This is a genomic window from Burkholderia lata, assembly GCF_902499025.1.
Lineage (GTDB): Bacteria > Pseudomonadota > Gammaproteobacteria > Burkholderiales > Burkholderiaceae > Burkholderia > Burkholderia lata_C.
This window is the reverse complement of the sequence record NZ_CABVPW010000031.1, coordinates 52,807-67,940: the sequence shown is the minus strand read 5'-3', so window position 1 is coordinate 67,940 and position 15,134 is coordinate 52,807. Positions and strand designations below refer to the sequence as shown.

Annotated in this window: 14 protein-coding genes; 9 read left to right on the top strand and 5 right to left on the bottom strand. The window is 64.8% G+C overall.

The window, feature by feature from the left end; all coding sequences use genetic code 11:
- Nucleotides 1-3: 3 nt before the first annotated feature.
- Entirely contained in the window at nucleotides 4-636 is a 633-nt protein-coding gene (locus BDI24065_RS27960; RefSeq protein ID WP_175033999.1) for an RNA pyrophosphohydrolase, read from the bottom strand.
- A 228-nt stretch (nucleotides 637-864) separates the two neighbouring features.
- Between BDI24065_RS27960 and BDI24065_RS27955 the strand changes: the two genes are divergently transcribed.
- Together BDI24065_RS27955 and BDI24065_RS27950 are read left to right on the top strand one after the other, a co-directional pair.
- Nucleotides 865-2,601 carry a proline--tRNA ligase gene (locus tag BDI24065_RS27955; RefSeq protein WP_175033998.1) on the top strand — a complete coding sequence of 579 codons (1,737 nt, stop codon included), beginning with the start codon at nucleotides 865-867 and terminating at the stop codon, nucleotides 2,599-2,601.
- Between the two features lie 21 nt (nucleotides 2,602-2,622).
- A complete protein-coding gene (locus BDI24065_RS27950; RefSeq protein ID WP_009688453.1) occupies nucleotides 2,623-3,225 on the top strand; it encodes a MarC family protein in 603 nt (200 codons plus the stop codon).
- 92 nt (nucleotides 3,226-3,317) lie between these two features.
- Here BDI24065_RS27950 and BDI24065_RS27945 read toward each other — a convergent pair whose 3' ends face one another.
- Complete coding sequence (locus BDI24065_RS27945) at nucleotides 3,318-3,869, bottom strand: hypoxanthine-guanine phosphoribosyltransferase (RefSeq protein WP_059528628.1); 552 nt, start codon at nucleotides 3,867-3,869, stop codon at nucleotides 3,318-3,320.
- A gap of 94 nt (nucleotides 3,870-3,963) precedes the next feature.
- Complete coding sequence (gene ffh, locus BDI24065_RS27940) at nucleotides 3,964-5,331, bottom strand: signal recognition particle protein (protein WP_174939063.1); 1,368 nt, start codon at nucleotides 5,329-5,331, stop codon at nucleotides 3,964-3,966.
- A gap of 89 nt (nucleotides 5,332-5,420) precedes the next feature.
- On the opposite strand from ffh, the gene BDI24065_RS27935 reads away from it, so the two are divergent.
- The 7 genes from BDI24065_RS27935 (at nucleotide 5,421) to BDI24065_RS27905 (ending at nucleotide 13,411) form a co-directional block, all read left to right on the top strand.
- Nucleotides 5,421-6,314: a cytochrome C assembly family protein gene (locus BDI24065_RS27935; protein WP_011350867.1), complete on the top strand. Its 894-nt coding sequence runs from the start codon at nucleotides 5,421-5,423 to the stop codon at nucleotides 6,312-6,314.
- 13 nt (nucleotides 6,315-6,327) lie between these two features.
- On the top strand, nucleotides 6,328-6,645 hold the full coding sequence (locus BDI24065_RS27930; RefSeq protein ID WP_175033997.1) for a PP0621 family protein: 318 nt from the start codon (nucleotides 6,328-6,330) through the stop codon (nucleotides 6,643-6,645).
- The gene (gene ampD / locus BDI24065_RS27925) at nucleotides 6,642-7,232 is read left to right on the top strand and encodes a 1,6-anhydro-N-acetylmuramyl-L-alanine amidase AmpD (RefSeq protein ID WP_175033996.1); all 591 of its coding nucleotides are present in this window, start codon (nucleotides 6,642-6,644) and stop codon (nucleotides 7,230-7,232) included. Before BDI24065_RS27930 ends, ampD begins: the two co-directional genes overlap by 4 nt.
- A gap of 451 nt (nucleotides 7,233-7,683) precedes the next feature.
- Nucleotides 7,684-10,680, top strand: a complete 2,997-nt coding sequence (locus BDI24065_RS27920; RefSeq protein ID WP_175033995.1) for a ribonucleoside-diphosphate reductase subunit alpha — start codon at nucleotides 7,684-7,686, stop codon at nucleotides 10,678-10,680.
- A 365-nt stretch (nucleotides 10,681-11,045) separates the two neighbouring features.
- Entirely contained in the window at nucleotides 11,046-12,257 is a 1,212-nt protein-coding gene (locus BDI24065_RS27915) for a ribonucleotide-diphosphate reductase subunit beta (protein WP_039353057.1), read from the top strand.
- Nucleotides 12,258-12,339: 82 nt separating this feature from the next.
- Complete coding sequence (locus BDI24065_RS27910) at nucleotides 12,340-12,666, top strand: hypothetical protein (RefSeq protein WP_175033994.1); 327 nt, start codon at nucleotides 12,340-12,342, stop codon at nucleotides 12,664-12,666.
- 28 nt (nucleotides 12,667-12,694) lie between these two features.
- Complete coding sequence (locus BDI24065_RS27905) at nucleotides 12,695-13,411, top strand: histone H1-like DNA-binding protein (RefSeq protein WP_175033993.1); 717 nt, start codon at nucleotides 12,695-12,697, stop codon at nucleotides 13,409-13,411.
- 227 nt (nucleotides 13,412-13,638) lie between these two features.
- On the opposite strand, the gene BDI24065_RS27900 is transcribed toward BDI24065_RS27905, so the two are convergent.
- A complete protein-coding gene (locus BDI24065_RS27900) occupies nucleotides 13,639-14,112 on the bottom strand; it encodes a glycine zipper 2TM domain-containing protein (protein WP_021161893.1) in 474 nt (157 codons plus the stop codon).
- 19 nt (nucleotides 14,113-14,131) lie between these two features.
- Nucleotides 14,132-15,070, bottom strand: a complete 939-nt coding sequence (locus BDI24065_RS27895; protein ID WP_175033992.1) for a carbohydrate kinase family protein — start codon at nucleotides 15,068-15,070, stop codon at nucleotides 14,132-14,134.
- Nucleotides 15,071-15,134 lie beyond the last annotated feature (64 nt).

Below are 15,134 nucleotides of genomic sequence, written 5' to 3'. Positions count from 1 at the left end.
CGATCACGGGGGCGGCATCTCGTCGAGCGTGCCCGCTTCCACTTCGATCTCCGAACAGACTACCGATGTGTCGACAATCGTCAGCGTCTGCTGGGCCTGTACGCCAATGACGCGCGGATAGCGCGACAGACGCGGCCCGCGCGGCTTCTCGGCTCGCTGCGCCGGGCGGCGCAGGAAGCGCGACAGTTCCGTCAGCGCCAACTGATAGACATCCCGCTTGAACTCGATCACCGCATCGAGCGGCACCCAGTACTCGTTCCAGCGCCACGCATCGAACTCCGGGTGGTCGGTCGCGCGCAAACAAATGTCGCAATCGCGTCCAACCATCCGCAGCAGGAACCAGATCTGCTTCTGGCCGCGGTAATGACCGCGTACTTCGCGTTTAATGAACTTGTCAGGCACCTCATAACGCAACCAGTCGCGGGTGCGGCCGATTATCTTGACGTGTTCCGGATGCAGGCCCGTTTCCTCGTGCAGTTCCCGGTACATCGCCTGCATGGGGGTCTCGCCGTACTTGATCCCACCTTGAGGAAACTGCCAGGAATGCTCGCGGAGCCGCTTGCCCCAAAACACCTCGTTGCGCGCGTTCAAGAGGATGATGCCGACGTTCGGGCGAAAGCCTTCACGATCCAGCATACAACCACCTTCGAATCCTTTAAAATTGCTTTGATTATAAACAGATAACGGGCGCTGCGCACCGTGACGGAGCGAATCCGCGCGGGGTACACCGGCTGAATTGTCCCTGATTAGTCTGCTACGTCATCTGCGCCATCGTCGTCCCTCGTTGTTCGCCGCGCGCAGCTTTTTCACCTTGAAACTTTTTCGGGCGCCCCGCCTGGGGGCGCCGTTTTTGGAACCGTCCGCATGAAAGCTTCCCGTTTCTTTATCGGCACCCTGAAAGAAGCACCCGCCGACGCAGAGATCGTCAGCCACAAGCTGATGGTGCGCGCCGGCATGATCCGTCGCGTCGCCGGCGGCATCTATAACTACCTGCCGGTCGGCCTGCGTTCGATTCGCAAGGTCGAGGCGATCGTGCGCGAGGAAATGAACCGGGCGGGCGCCATCGAGCTGCTGATGCCGGCCGTGCAACCCGCCGAACTGTGGCAGGAGTCGGGCCGCTGGGAGCAGTACGGCCCCGAGCTGCTGCGCTTCAAGGACCGCAAGGACAACGACTTCGTGATCGGGCCGACGCACGAGGAAGTCATCACCGACATCGCGCGCAACCAGATCAAGAGCTACCGGCAGATGCCGGTGAACTTCTACCAGATCCAGACGAAGTTCCGCGACGAGATCCGTCCGCGCTTCGGCGTGATGCGCGGCCGCGAATTCATCATGAAGGACGCGTATTCGTTCGACAAGGATGCGGCCGGCCTGAACGAGTCGTATCGCAAGATGTACGACGCGTACGTGCGCATCTTCACGCGCCTCGGCCTCGAGTTCCGTGCGGTCGCGGCCGACAGCGGCTCGATCGGCGGCAACTTCTCGCACGAATTCCACGTGATCGCGGACACCGGTGAAGACGCAATCGCGTACTGCCCGACGTCCGAATTCGCGGCGAACATCGAGGCGGCCGAAGCGCTGCCGCTGACGCCCGAGCGCGCAGCGCCGGCCGAAGCGATGGAGAAGGTCGCGACGCCCGGCAAGGCGAAGTGCGAAGCCGTCGCCGAACTGCTGGCCATCCCGCTCGAGCGCACGATCAAGTCGATCGTGCTCGCGACCGACAACGAAGGCGCCGAGCCGACCATCTGGCTCGTGATGCTGCGCGGCGATCACGACCTGAACGAGATCAAGGTGTCGAAGCTGCCGGGCCTGAAGAACCACCGCTTCGCGACCGAGCAGGAAATCGTCGAGTGGTTCGGCACGCCGCCGGGCTATCTCGGCCCGGTCGGTACGAAGAAGCCCGTGAAGGTGATCGCGGACCGCACGGTCGCGAACATGAGCGATTTCGTCGTCGGCGCGAACGAGGTCGACTATCACATCGCTGGCGTGAACTGGGGCCGCGACCTGCCCGAGCCGGACGTCGCCGACGTGCGCAACGTGAAGAAGGGCGACCCGTCGCCGGACGGCAAGGGCGTGATCGACATCTGCCGCGGTATCGAGGTCGGCCACGTGTTCCAGCTCGGCACCAAGTATTCGGAAGCGATGGGTGCGACGTTCCTCGACGAGTCGGGCAAGCCGCAGCCGATGCTGATGGGCTGCTACGGCGTCGGCGTCACGCGTATTCTCGGCGCGGCGATCGAGCAGAACCTCGACGACAAGGGCATCATCTGGCCCGAGTCGATCGCGCCGTTCGAAGTCGTGCTGTGCCCGATGGGCTATGACCGCAGCGACATGGTGCGTGAAGCGGCCGACAAGCTGTACGCGGAACTCGCCGCGGCCGGCATCGACGTGATCCTCGACGATCGCGGCGAACGCCCGGGCGTGATGTTCGCCGACTGGGAGCTGATCGGCGTGCCGCATCGCCTCGTGATCGGCGAGCGCGGCCTGAAGGAAGGCAAGATCGAGTATCAGGGCCGCCGCGACGCCGAAGCGACGCTGCTGCCGGCCGACGCGGCTGCGGCGACGGTCGCGGAGAAGATCCGCGCAGCGCTCGCGCGCTAAGCGCACCGACCGGGGAACGCGGTGGAATACACCTTCCTGTCGGCCACCGTGCTCCTGGTGCTGATCACCGATCCGCTCGGCAACATCCCGCTGTTCATTTCGGCGATGCGGGATGTGCCGCGCGAGCGGCGCGTGAAGCTGATCCTGCGTGAAGTGGGGATCGCGTTCGTGATCCTGCTGTTCTTCATGCTGGTCGGCGACCGCTTCCTGCGGATGATGAGCCTCACCGACCTGTCGCTGCGGCTCGGCGGCGGGATCGTGCTGTTCCTGATTGCGCTGCGGATGATCTTTCCGCATCCCGACGGCGCACTCGGCAACGATCCGCGCGCAGGCGGCGAGCCGTTCATCGTGCCGCTCGCGATTCCGGCGCTCGCCGGGCCGTCCGCGCTCGCGACGGTGATGCTGCTGACGTCGCAGGGGCCCGGCAAGATGCTCGAGTGGGTCGGCGCGCTGACGGTCACGATGATCGTCTGCGCGGTGACGCTGGTGCTGGCCGAGCGGATCCAGCAATGGATCGGCGAGCGGACCGTCGCGGCGTTCGAGCGCCTGATGGGCCTCGTGCTCGTCGCGATTTCGGTCGAGATGATGCTGGGCGGCATCCGCGCGTTCGTGCACCAGCTGTAGGGCAGGCGGCGCGCACCCAAGACGCCCAAAAAAAGCGGCGCTCCGGGAAACCGGAGCGCCGCTTTCTATTTATATAGTGCGGAGCGGGGCGCTCAGACGTTCGTGGTCAGCGCACGGATCGTCGGCAGGTTGCGCCAGTAGCCCTTCGCATCCATCCCGCAGCCGAACACGTAGCGGTCCGGCACCGCGAAGCCGCAGAAGTCGGGATGCAGCGGCTTGGCCTTCGCGAGCGTCTTCTCGCACAGCACGGCCGACATGAAGCGTTGCGCGCCCATGTCGAGGATGCGGTCGCGGATCGCGGCCATCGTCTCGCCTTCGTCGAGGATGTCGTCGAGCACGAGCACGATCCGGTCCTTCACCGATTCGCGCGGCGCGACGCGCCAGTGCATTTCCGGGCTGCCCTGCGTCGTGTTGCGGTAGCGGGTCAGGTGGATGTAGTCGAACTCCAGCGGGAAATCGAGATGCGGCAGCAGCATCCCGGTAAACACCGCGGCGCCACCCATCACCGAGAGAACGAGCGGGAACGCATCGCCGATCTCGGCGCGGATCGCGTCGGCCATCCGGGAGATCGACGCATTGACGGCGTCTGCCGAGACGATCTCTTCGGAGTGGTTGAAAATGTGGAGGGCTTCTTCGCGGTTCATGTGTTCTGGCGGGCAGTCGGTATACAAATAAGAATGAAGCAGAACGGCTGGCGCGCGCTACAGCAAAAACCCGCGCGCCGGCCGATGGGCGGAATCAGCGCATGCCGGGCATCATGCCCTTCAGGCCGCGCATCATCTTCTGCATGTTGCCGCCCTTCAGCTTCTTCATCATCGTACGCATCTGGTCGTACTGGTTCAGCATCCGGTTGACTTCCTGCACCGGCACGCCCGCGCCGGCTGCAATGCGGCGCTTGCGCGTCGCCTTGATGATCTCGGGTTTCGCGCGCTCGGCGGGCGTCATCGAGCTGATGATGCCTTCCATCCGGCGGATCGACTTCTCGGCCTGGCCCATGTCGGCGCCGGCCGCCGCCTGCTGGAACTGCGCAGGCAGCTTGTCCATCAGCGACGACAGGCCGCCCATGTTCTTCATCTGGGAGATCTGCGCGCGGAAATCGTTCAGGTCGAAGTCGCCGCCTTTCTTGACCTTGTCGGCGAGCTTCTGCGCGGCCTGCACGTCGACGCCGCGCTGCGCCTCCTCGACGAGCGCGAGGATGTCGCCCATGCCGAGGATCCGGTTCGCCATCCGGTCGGGGTGGAACACCTCGAGGCCGTCGAGCTTCTCGGCCACGCCGACGAACTTGATCGGCTTGCCCGTGACGTGACGCACCGACAGCGCGGCGCCGCCGCGCGAATCGCCGTCGAGCTTGGTCAGCACGACGCCGGTGAGCGGCAGCGTGTCGTTGAACGCCTTCGCGGTGTTGACCGCGTCCTGGCCGAGCATCGCGTCGACGACGAACAGCGTTTCGGCCGGCTTCAGCGTGTCGTGCAGCGCGGCGATTTCCTGCATCATCGCCTCGTCGATGCCGAGGCGGCCGGCCGTATCGACGATCAGCACGTCATGGTAGTGGCGCTTCGCCCAGTCGACGGCCGCGATTGCGATGTCGACGGGCTTCTGGTCCGGCGTGGACGGGAAGAAGTCGGCGCCGACCTGTTCGCTCACCGTTTTCAGCTGCATGATTGCGGCCGGGCGATACACGTCGCACGACACGGTCAGCACCTTCTTCTTGTACTTCTCGCGCAGCAGCTTCGCGAGCTTGCCGGCGGTCGTGGTCTTGCCCGCGCCCTGCAGGCCGGCCATCAGGATCACCGCGGGCGGCGTGACCGCGAGGTTCAGCTCGGCGGCCTTGCCTTCGTAGTCGCCGCCGATCACGGCGGTCAGTTCCTTCTGGACCACGCCGACCAGCGCCTGGCCTGGCGACAGGCTGCTGATCACTTCTTCGCCGAGCGCCTTTTCCTTGACCTTGGCGATGAATTCGCGGACGACCGGCAGCGAGACGTCGGCCTCCAGCAGGGCGAGACGCACCTCGCGGAGCATCTCCTGCGTGTTCGCCTCGGTAAGCCGGGCCTCGCCGCGCAGCGTCTTGACGACGCGTGCCATCCGTTGAGTGAGATTGTCGAGCATGGGGAGCGATGGACAGTGGGGCCCGAAGGCGCGGCGGAACCGAACAAAGGGAGCCGTCGCGGGAAGGGGGCCTAGTGTAAACTTCGAACATGGATATTGTACTGTATGCCCTCACCGCATTCCTGTACGGCGGCCTCGCCGTCGCAGGCTGGCGCACGCACCGCCAGGGCGCGACGCCGCTCGTCGCGAGCGTGCCGGCCGTGCCGGTTCCTGCGTCCGCCGCGTCCGGGATGAGCGGGGCCGGCCGCGCGCTGCTGTTTGCCGCGCTCGTCGCGCACGGCGTGCTGCTCCACACGACGATCTTTCCGAACGACGCGATGGTGTTCGGCTTCGCGTTCGCGCTGTCCGCGATGTTCTGGCTCGGCGCCGGCATCTACTGGATCGAGAGCTTCTTCTTCCCGCTCGACAGCCTGCGCCTGCTGGTGCTGCCGCTGGCGTGCGGCGCGTCGCTGCTGCCGCTCGTGTTCGGCGGCGTGCGGGTGCTTCCTTATGCCGCAGCGCCGCTGTTCAAGCTGCATTTCCTGATCGCGAACATCGCATACGGCCTGTTCGCGATCGCGGCGCTGCACGCGATCCTGATGCTGATGGTCGAGCGGCGCCTGCAGTCGCTGAGGAGCGGCGGGCGCGACGGCTCGACGGGCTGGATCGCGAGCTGGCTCGAGACGCTGCCGCCGCTGCTCACGCTCGAGAAGCTGCTGTTCCGCCTGATCGGCGCCGGCTTCGTGCTGCTCACGCTGACGCTCGCGTCGGGCATCCTGTTCAGCGAGCAGGTCGACGCGCGCGCGCTGCGGCTCGACCACAAGACCGTGTTCGCGATCCTGTCGTGGCTGATGTTCGGCGGCCTGCTGGTCGCCCGCAAGACGTCGGGCTGGCGTGGCCGTGGCGCCGCCCGCTGGGTGCTCGTGTCGTTCGCCGCGCTGCTGCTCGCGTATGTCGGCAGCCGGTTCGTTTTCGAGGTGCTGCTGCACCGTTCCGTGGTTTGACCGCAGGTTTCCGATGCGACAGATTCTTCTCCTGATTCTTCTCTTCTTCGCGGGTTCGTGGGTCGCGCGCAAGCTGCGCCAGGCCCAGGAGCAAGCGCAGGCGCGCACCGGCCGTGGCGCCGATTACGGCAGTACGCCCGGCGCCGGTGGCGCGGGTGCGGCGCGCCCGAACGGCGACGCGCGGGCGCTGCCCGAGCCGATGGTGCGCTGCGCAGAATGCGGCGTGCATGCGCCGAAGGGCGACGCCGTCGCCGCGGGCGGCGAATACTTCTGCAGTGCCGAGCACGCGCAACGCCACGCCGCGCGTGCGAGCGGTCACGACGCGCAATGAGCGACGCGCCGCTGTTGTCGGTCGACGCGAACGGCTGGGTGCGCGAAGCGCGCCATGCGCCGTCGCCGAACTACGAGGTGCGGCCCGCGGGCGCGGTGCCGACGCTCGTGGTCGTCCACAACATCAGCCTGCCGCCCGGTGAATTCGGCGGCGATGCGATCGAGGCGCTGTTCCTGAACCGCCTCGACTGCGATGCGCACCCCTATTACCAGAGCCACCTGCACGGCGTGCGCGTGTCCGCGCACTTCCTGATTCGCCGCAGCGGCGAACTCGTGCAGTTCGTGTCGTGCGACGAGCGTGCGTGGCACGCGGGTTCGTCCGAGTTCTTCGGCCGGCCGCGCTGCAACGACTTCTCGATCGGCATCGAGCTCGAAGGCGCGGACGACGTGCCGTTCGACGACGCGCAGTATGCGATGCTCGCCGCGCTCTCCCGCGCGCTCGCCGCACGCTACCCGGTCGACGCATTCGCGGGGCACTCGGACGTCGCGCCGGGCCGCAAGACCGACCCGGGCCCGCATTTCGATTGGCAACGCTTCGCGAGCGATGCCGGTTTTTCCGCCGAATACTTTCCTTTCCGTCAGCACTGATCGCGGGGTTTTTTGACCGGAGAAAGTTTTTTCTCCGACCAATGCCTTGTCGTGTCTGCGCGTGAGCGATGTCAAGACCTCCATCGCAAATTATCCGTTTGGACGTCCTCCGAATGTCCACTATACTTGGTGCCAGTTGAGCAGTTCTGCACTAGATATAGTGTGTGTCGCAGGGGAAACCCGAGCGGCACCGGCCGGCGGGCAACGCCGGCGGACAGGGTTCTCAGGGCGGCGCGTCAGGCCGGGCGGTCCGGGCGTCGCGATCAGCGCAGCGAACTTCGACGGGGCAGGGTACACATGACGAAGCACACGACCGGATCGGTTGTCGCGCATCGACCGAACCGGCTTCCCCGGCGCATCGCTCGCCTCTTACCGCTCGCGCACCGCGTTGCGCAGCGTTCGTTTTAATCCGCGGTTCTCTCCGCACCATCCAACACCAGGAGCTTTGCACATGCAAACCACCGACAACGCGACGTCCCAGTACGAGAGCGCCTCGAGCCGTCCGCTCGGCGGGACCGAACAGGGCGCGAAGGCGCTCGCGCCGCAGGCCACGTTCGCCGACTACAAGGTGATCCGCCGCAACGGCAGCGTCGTGTCGTTCGAACCTTCGAAGATCGCGATCGCGGTGACCAAGGCTTTCCTGGCCGTCAACGGCGGGCAGGGTGCGGCATCGGCGCGCGTACGCGAGCAGGTCGAGCAACTGACGCACAACGTCGTGCGCGCGCTCGTGCGCAGCCGCCCGAACGGCGGTACGTTCCATATCGAAGACATCCAGGACCAGGTCGAACTCGCGCTGATGCGCGGCGGCGAGCACAACGTCGCGCGTGCGTACGTGCTGTATCGCGAGAAGCGTCACCTCGAGCGCCAGCATTCGGGCGAGGAAGCTGCGGCAGCGGGCGGCGACGCGAGCACCGGCATCAACGTCGTCGACAACGGCGTCACGCGTCCGCTCGACCTGAACGCGCTGCGCGCGCTGATCGTGTCGGCATGCGACGGCCTCGGCGCTGCGGTTAACCCTGACCCGATCGTCGCCGAAACGGTGAAGAACCTGTACGACGGCGTGCCGATGAGCCAGGTCTACGACTCGGCGATCCTGGCTGCGCGCACGATGATCGAAAAGGATCCGGCATACAGCCAGGTCACGTCCCGCATCCTGCTGCACACGATCCGTCGCGAGATCCTCGGCGAGGAAGTGGTCCAGGCCGAGATGTCGGCCCGTTACGCGGAATACTTCCCGCAGTTCCTGAAGCGCGGCGTCGATGCCGGCCTGCTCGACGACAAGCTGCTGCAGTTCGACCTGAAGCGTCTCGGCGAAGCGCTCGACGCGAACCGCGACCTGCAGTTCGGCTACCTCGGCCTGCAGACGCTGTACGACCGCTACTTCCTGCACGTCGAGGGCACCCGCATCGAAATGCCGCAGGCATTCTTCATGCGCGTCGCGATGGGCCTGTCGCTGAACGAGATCGACCGCGAAACGCGCGCGATCGAGTTCTACAACGTGCTGTCCAGCTTCGACTTTATGAGCTCGACGCCGACGCTGTTCAACTCGGGCACGCACCGCTCGCAGCTGTCGTCGTGCTACCTGACGACGGTCGCGGACGATCTCGACGGCATCTATGAAGCGCTGAAGGAAAACGCGCTGCTGTCGAAGTTCGCCGGCGGCCTGGGCAACGACTGGACGCGCGTGCGCGCACTCGGCTCGCATATCAAGGGCACGAACGGCAAGTCGCAAGGCGTGGTCCCGTTCCTGAAGGTCGTCAACGATACGGCGGTCGCGGTCAACCAGGGCGGCAAGCGCAAGGGCGCGGTCTGCGCGTACCTCGAATCGTGGCACCTCGACATCGAGGAGTTCCTGGAGCTGCGCAAGAACACGGGCGACGACCGCCGCCGTACGCACGACATGAACACGGCGAACTGGATTCCCGACCTGTTCATGAAGCGCGTGATGGAAGGCGCCGACTGGACGCTGTTCTCGCCGTCGACCTGCCCGGACCTGCACGACAAGTTCGGCGCGGAATTCGAGGCGGCTTACACGGCTTACGAAGACAAGGTCGCGCGCGGCGAGATCAAGCTGTTCAAGAAGATCCCGGCGGCGCAGCTGTGGCGCAAGATGCTCGGCATGCTGTTCGAGACGGGCCACCCGTGGATCACGTTCAAGGATCCGTGCAACATCCGCTCGCCGCAGCAGCACGTCGGCGTCGTCCACTCGTCGAACCTGTGCACGGAAATCACGCTGAACACGAGCGACACCGAAATCGCGGTGTGCAACCTCGGCTCGGTGAACCTCGTCGCCCACCTGGTGAAGCAGGCCGACGGCAGCTACGCGCTCGACCACGACAAGCTGAAGCGCACGGTCAGCGTCGCGATGCGCATGCTCGACAACGTGATCGACATCAACTACTACGCGGTGGCGAAGGCGCGTAACTCGAACCTGAAGCATCGCCCGGTCGGCATGGGCATCATGGGCTTCCAGGACTGCCTGCACCTGCTGCGTACGCCGTACGCGTCGGAAGCGGCGGTCGAGTTCGCCGACCGTTCGATGGAAGCGGTCTGCTACTACGCGTACCACGCGTCGACCGAGCTGGCCGAAGAGCGCGGCCGCTACTCGAGCTACCGCGGCTCGCTGTGGGATCGCGGCATCCTCCCGCAGGACACGCTGAAGCTGCTCGCCGAAGCGCGCGGCGGCTACGTCGAGGTCGACACGTCCGAATCGCTCGACTGGACGTCGCTGCGTTCGCGGATCGCCACGCACGGCATGCGCAACTCGAACTGCGTCGCGATCGCGCCGACGGCGACGATCTCGAACATCATCGGCGTGTCGGCCTGTATCGAGCCGACCTTCCAGAACCTGTACGTGAAGTCGAACCTGTCGGGCGAATTCACGGTGGTGAACGAGTACCTGGTGCGCGACCTGAAGGAACGCGGCCTGTGGGACGAAGTGATGGTCGCCGACCTGAAGTACTTCGACGGCATGCTGTCGCGCATCGACCGCATCCCGGCCGACCTGCGCGCGATCTACGCGACCGCGTTCGAGGTCGACCCGACGTGGCTGGTCGAAGCGGCATCGCGTCGCCAGAAGTGGATCGACCAGGCGCAGTCGCTGAACATCTACATGGGCGGCGCGTCGGGCAAGAAGCTCGACGAGGTCTACAAGCTCGCATGGCTGCGCGGCCTGAAGACGACCTACTATCTCCGCACGATGGCGGCGACGCACGTCGAGAAGTCGACGGTCGCACACGGCGCGCTGAACGCAGTGCCGACGAGCGGCGGTTCGAGCAGCGGCGGCGCGCAAGGCGCGGCCGGCGGCTTCGGCGCGGCAGGCGGCGCAGCATCGTCGTCGGGCGCAGTCGACGCAGCACCGGCACTCGCGCCGGTCGAGGCAGATGGTCCGGTGTGCACGATGCGTCCGGGCGATCCTGGCTTCGACGAGTGCGAAGCGTGCCAGTAACGCAGTGCGGCTGACCTGAGAAGAAGGTCAGCGCGGCGCACACGACAACCGATCGAGGTTGAAGTGTGCGCCGCTCTCAACTAAAAAAATGATAAGGAATCTGTAACGCGGCACCTGCGTTGCAGGCAGTGACAAGCGATCGAAACATCCCCGACGACGTCGCGTTTCGATCAGCGTTCGATGCGTCGAGCGCACCTCGCGATACACGCGCGATACACGTCGCGCTCTGCATGAACGACGATGCGTTGCTCAAAGTGTTGTATCGAGGTCGCAACGCGAATCGAAAAAAGGATTTTTCGTGAGCGAACCCTTTTATCGCTCAGGAAAAGATGGTACAAACCGTTCTAAATTGATGGTGAGAATTTATGCTCAACTGGGATGAAGAGAAGACTGCCGTAACTCCCGCGAGCGGAGCGCAGCAAAACGCGATGCGCACCTCCGCAGGAACGGCTGTCGGACTGCAGGCTGCAACGCCTGCCGCCCATCAGGTCCGCGACATTTTCGAAGGCGATCTTGCGGTGCCGCCGCAAGCATCGGCTGTTCCCGCCGGCGGTTCGGAAGCGCGGGTCAATGTCGCCGACAAGCGCATCATCAACGGCCAGACTGACGTCAATCAGCTGGTGCCGTTCAAGTACAAGTGGGCGTGGGAAAAGTATCTGGCCGGTTGCGCGAACCACTGGATGCCGCAGGAAATCAACATGTCCCGCGACATCGCTCTGTGGAAGGACCCGAACGGTCTGACCGAGGACGAGCGCCGCATCGTGAAGCGCAACCTCGGCTTCTTCGTGACGGCCGATTCGCTCGCGGCGAACAACATCGTGCTCGGCACGTACCGCCACATCACGGCGCCCGAGTGCCGGCAGTTCCTGCTGCGCCAGGCGTTCGAAGAGGCGATCCACACGCACGCGTACCAATACATTGTCGAATCGCTCGGTCTCGACGAAGGCGAGATCTTCAACGCGTACCACGAGGTCACGTCGATCCGCGCGAAGGACGAATTCCTGATCCCGTTCATCCACACGCTGACGGATCCGGCCTTCAAGACCGGCACGCTCGAAGCGGATCAGAAGCTGCTGAAGTCGCTGATCGTGTTCGCCTGCATCATGGAAGGCCTGTTCTTCTATGTCGGGTTCACGCAGATCCTCGCGCTCGGCCGCCAGAACAAGATGACGGGTGCTGCAGAGCAATATCAGTACATCCTGCGCGACGAGTCGATGCACTGCAACTTCGGCATCGACCTGATCAACCAGATCAAGCTCGAGAACCCGCATCTCTGGACTGCCGAATTCCGCGCCGAGATCCGCGAGCTGTTCAAGCAGGCTGTCGAACTCGAATACCGCTACGCCGAGGACACGATGCCGCGCGGCGTGCTGGGTTTGAACGCGTCGATGTTCAAGAGCTATCTGCGCTTCATCAGCAACCGCCGTTGCCAGCAGATCGGCCTCGACCCGCTGTATCCGAACGAGGAAAACCCGTTCCCGTGGATGAGCGAGATGATCGACTTGAAGAAGGAACGCAACTTCTTCGAGACGCGTGTGATCGAGTATCAGACGGGCGGCGCGCTGTCCTGGGAATAACCCGCAGCAGCGAACCCGTCACATGATGGTGCAGCCGGCGGCCTCTCGGCCCCGGCCCAAGGTTTAGGAGCAAGAACGCCTGATGCAAAGCATGCCCGGTGCCTTAACGGCACGACGATATGACAGGCACTTTGCGAACCCTTCAGTGGGATGGGCAAACTTCCCTCCGGAAAAAGCGGACGGCCGTGTGGCGGTCCGCTTGATCAAGCGATTAGGGGTAGCGGCGCGAGGTGCGCCGGCTACCGACTTGATTTGGCGCGCGAGGCCGGGTGGTCACGCGCGCCATACCGTATTCATTAGCGTAAGCGCGTGGTATCCGCGTACGCCGATGAATAGCCCGCTTCGAAGCGCACGTCCTGAACAGCGTCCGCGGGAAGCGGGTTTTGACGAAGGGTGTAGTTTGAACTGACTCTCATCTGAACCTGAAGGAGAACAACATGGCTACCGCCAAGAAGAAACCGGCTGCGAAGAAGGTTGCTGCAAAGAAGACCGTTGCGAAGAAGGCTGCTGCTCCGGCGAAGAAGGCTGCTGCAGTGAAGAAGGTTGCTGCCAAGAAGGTCGCGGTGAAGAAGGTTGCCGCGAAGAAGGCAGCACCGGCCAAGAAGGCCGCAGCGAAGAAGGTTGCTGCCAAGAAGGTCGCAGTGAAGAAGGTTGCAGCCAAGAAAGTCGCAGTGAAGAAGGTTGCTGCGAAGAAGGCAGCGCCGGCTAAGAAGGCCGCAGCGAAGAAGGTTGCAGCCAAGAAAGTCGCAGTGAAGAAGGTTGCTGCGAAGAAGGCTGCACCGGCCAAGAAGGCTGCTGCGAAGAAGGCCGCGCCGGCGAAGAAGGCTGCTGCCAAGAAGGCTGCGCCTGCGAAGAAGGCTGCTGCCAAGAAGGCTGCGCCTGCTGCGAAGAAGGCTGCCCCTGCGAAGAAGGCCGCTGCTCCCGCGAAGAAGGCTGCTGCTCCGGCGAAGAAGGCTGCCGCTGCTGCTCCGGCTCCGGCTCCGGCCAAGAAGGCTGCGGCTCCGAAGAAGGCTGCTGCTCCGAAGAAGGCCGTCGTGAAGAAGGCTGCGCCGGCAACGACCGCGTCGACCGCATCGGTTGCGCCGGCATCGGGCGTGAAGACCGCGCTCAACCCGGCAGCGGCATGGCCGTTCCCGACCGGCAGCCGTCCGTAATCGAGGCTGACCTGCACCACCCGGACACTCACGTGGTGTCCGTGGGTTGAGTAGCGCTACTCAATCAGTCCCGCCATCTGGCTCAGGTGGCGGGATTTTTTTCGTCCGTCCTTGCCGATTTGCAGGCTGCCCGAATGCCGGCTGCGGTGAGGACGGACGAAAAAAAACGCATGTGCAGCTTCGCACATGCGTTCGACCGCGGCTTGCGCCGCGTGCTGAGGTACCCGTTAGTGCGTGACGCGCGTGACGCCACCGCTCGACAGCAGTCGCACGCGCTCGCCGGCGCGGAACGCTTCGCCGCTTGCTGCCTGCGTGATCGAGCGCAGATCGCCATTGTCGAGGCGCACGGTGATTTCGACACCGTTCGCCGTGCTGAGGTTTTCGCCGACCGCGTTGCCCGCGACGGCACCGACGAGACCGCCGGCGATCGCGGTCAGGATCGATCCCTTGCCGCCACCGATCGCGCTGCCTGCCACCGCACCGAGTGCGCCGCCGCCGAGCGTGCCGATCGCGCTGCCGCCGCCGTCGGACTGGATGCGCACCGCACGGACGCTTTCGACCGTGCCCATGCGGACCGTCTGTTCGCGCTGCGCCTGGCCGACGCTATAGACATCCGCCGAACCGGGTGCGGTGAAGCAGCCGGTGAGCGTCAGCGAGGCCGTCAGCATGGCCGCGAGCGTGAGGGTCTTTTTCGTCAACATCTTTGCTCTCCCACAAAATTCATTTGAGACTGTAACCGAATGCAGTCTCGAAGCGCGCGTCGATTTCGGCGCGCGTCAGTACGTAAGTCTGGGGCCCCTGGTGGGCGATCTTGACCGAGCCCATCAGGCTCGCGAGGCGGCCCGTGGTTGCCCAGTCGAGGCCATGCTCGATGCCGTACAGCAGGCCACCCCGGAAGGCATCGCCGCAGCCGGTCGGATCGGAGATACGCTCGGCCGGCACGACAGGAATCTGCTCCGTGCCCTGCTTGTGGCGGATGGTCGCGCCGTGCTCGCCACGCGTAATGACGAGGGCGTCGACCCGGCTGGCGATTTCATCTTCGGACCATCCCGTCTTGTCGCTCACCAGCTTGGCCTCGTAGTCGTTGACCGCTACATAGGTCGCAAGTTCAATGCTGCGGCGCAGCGTCGCACCGTCGAACAACGGCAGGCCCTGGCCCGGATCGAACACGAACGGCACACCGGCCTTGGCGAGCTCTTCCACGTGCTGCACCATCCCGTCGAAGCCGTCCGGGCCGACGATCGCGAGCTTGATGCCCGGCGCGTCGCCCGCGTGGTTCAGGTGCGACTGCATCATCGCGCCCGGGTGGAACGCCGTGATCTGGTTGTTGTCGAGATCGGTCGTGATCATCGCCTGCGCGGTGTACGTGTCGGGCAGTACGCGAACGTGGTCACGGCGCAGGCCGAGCTGATCGAGCCGGTCGAGATACGGCCGCGCGTCGAGCGCGCCAATCGTCCCCATGATGCGCGCATCGCCGCCGAGCAGGTGCAGCGCGTACGCGATGTTGCCCGCGCAGCCACCGAATTCGCGGCGCATCGTCGGCACGAGGAAGCTCAGGTTGATGAGGTGCACCTGGTCGGGGAGGATGTGCTCACGAAACCGCCCTTCGAAGGTCATGATGGAATCGTAGGCGATCGAGCCGCAAATCAACGTAGCCAAGGTGTGCGTTCCTGTAGAAATGAGGAGCCCTGCGCGACAACGCCGCGCGAAAGGCGCGGCGCGG

Excerpts from the sequence above, each read along its gene's own strand:
- BDI24065_RS27915 (WP_039353057.1), top strand. The coding sequence starts at position 11,046 with ATGCTCAACTGGGATGAAGAGAAGACTGCCGTAACTCCCGCGAGCGGA.
- ffh (WP_174939063.1), bottom strand. The coding sequence starts at position 5,331 with ATGCTCGACAATCTCACTCAACGGATGGCACGCGTCGTCAAGACGCTG.
- ampD (WP_175033996.1), top strand. The coding sequence starts at position 6,642 with ATGAGCGACGCGCCGCTGTTGTCGGTCGACGCGAACGGCTGGGTGCGC.
- BDI24065_RS27930 (WP_175033997.1), top strand. The coding sequence starts at position 6,328 with ATGCGACAGATTCTTCTCCTGATTCTTCTCTTCTTCGCGGGTTCGTGG.
- BDI24065_RS27900 (WP_021161893.1), bottom strand. The coding sequence starts at position 14,112 with ATGTTGACGAAAAAGACCCTCACGCTCGCGGCCATGCTGACGGCCTCG.
- BDI24065_RS27945 (WP_059528628.1), bottom strand. The coding sequence starts at position 3,869 with ATGAACCGCGAAGAAGCCCTCCACATTTTCAACCACTCCGAAGAGATC.
- BDI24065_RS27910 (WP_175033994.1), top strand. The coding sequence starts at position 12,340 with ATGCAAAGCATGCCCGGTGCCTTAACGGCACGACGATATGACAGGCAC.
- BDI24065_RS27920 (WP_175033995.1), top strand. The coding sequence starts at position 7,684 with ATGCAAACCACCGACAACGCGACGTCCCAGTACGAGAGCGCCTCGAGC.
- BDI24065_RS27960 (WP_175033999.1), bottom strand. The coding sequence starts at position 636 with ATGCTGGATCGTGAAGGCTTTCGCCCGAACGTCGGCATCATCCTCTTG.
- BDI24065_RS27955 (WP_175033998.1), top strand. The coding sequence starts at position 865 with ATGAAAGCTTCCCGTTTCTTTATCGGCACCCTGAAAGAAGCACCCGCC.
- BDI24065_RS27905 (WP_175033993.1), top strand. The coding sequence starts at position 12,695 with ATGGCTACCGCCAAGAAGAAACCGGCTGCGAAGAAGGTTGCTGCAAAG.
- BDI24065_RS27935 (WP_011350867.1), top strand. The coding sequence starts at position 5,421 with ATGGATATTGTACTGTATGCCCTCACCGCATTCCTGTACGGCGGCCTC.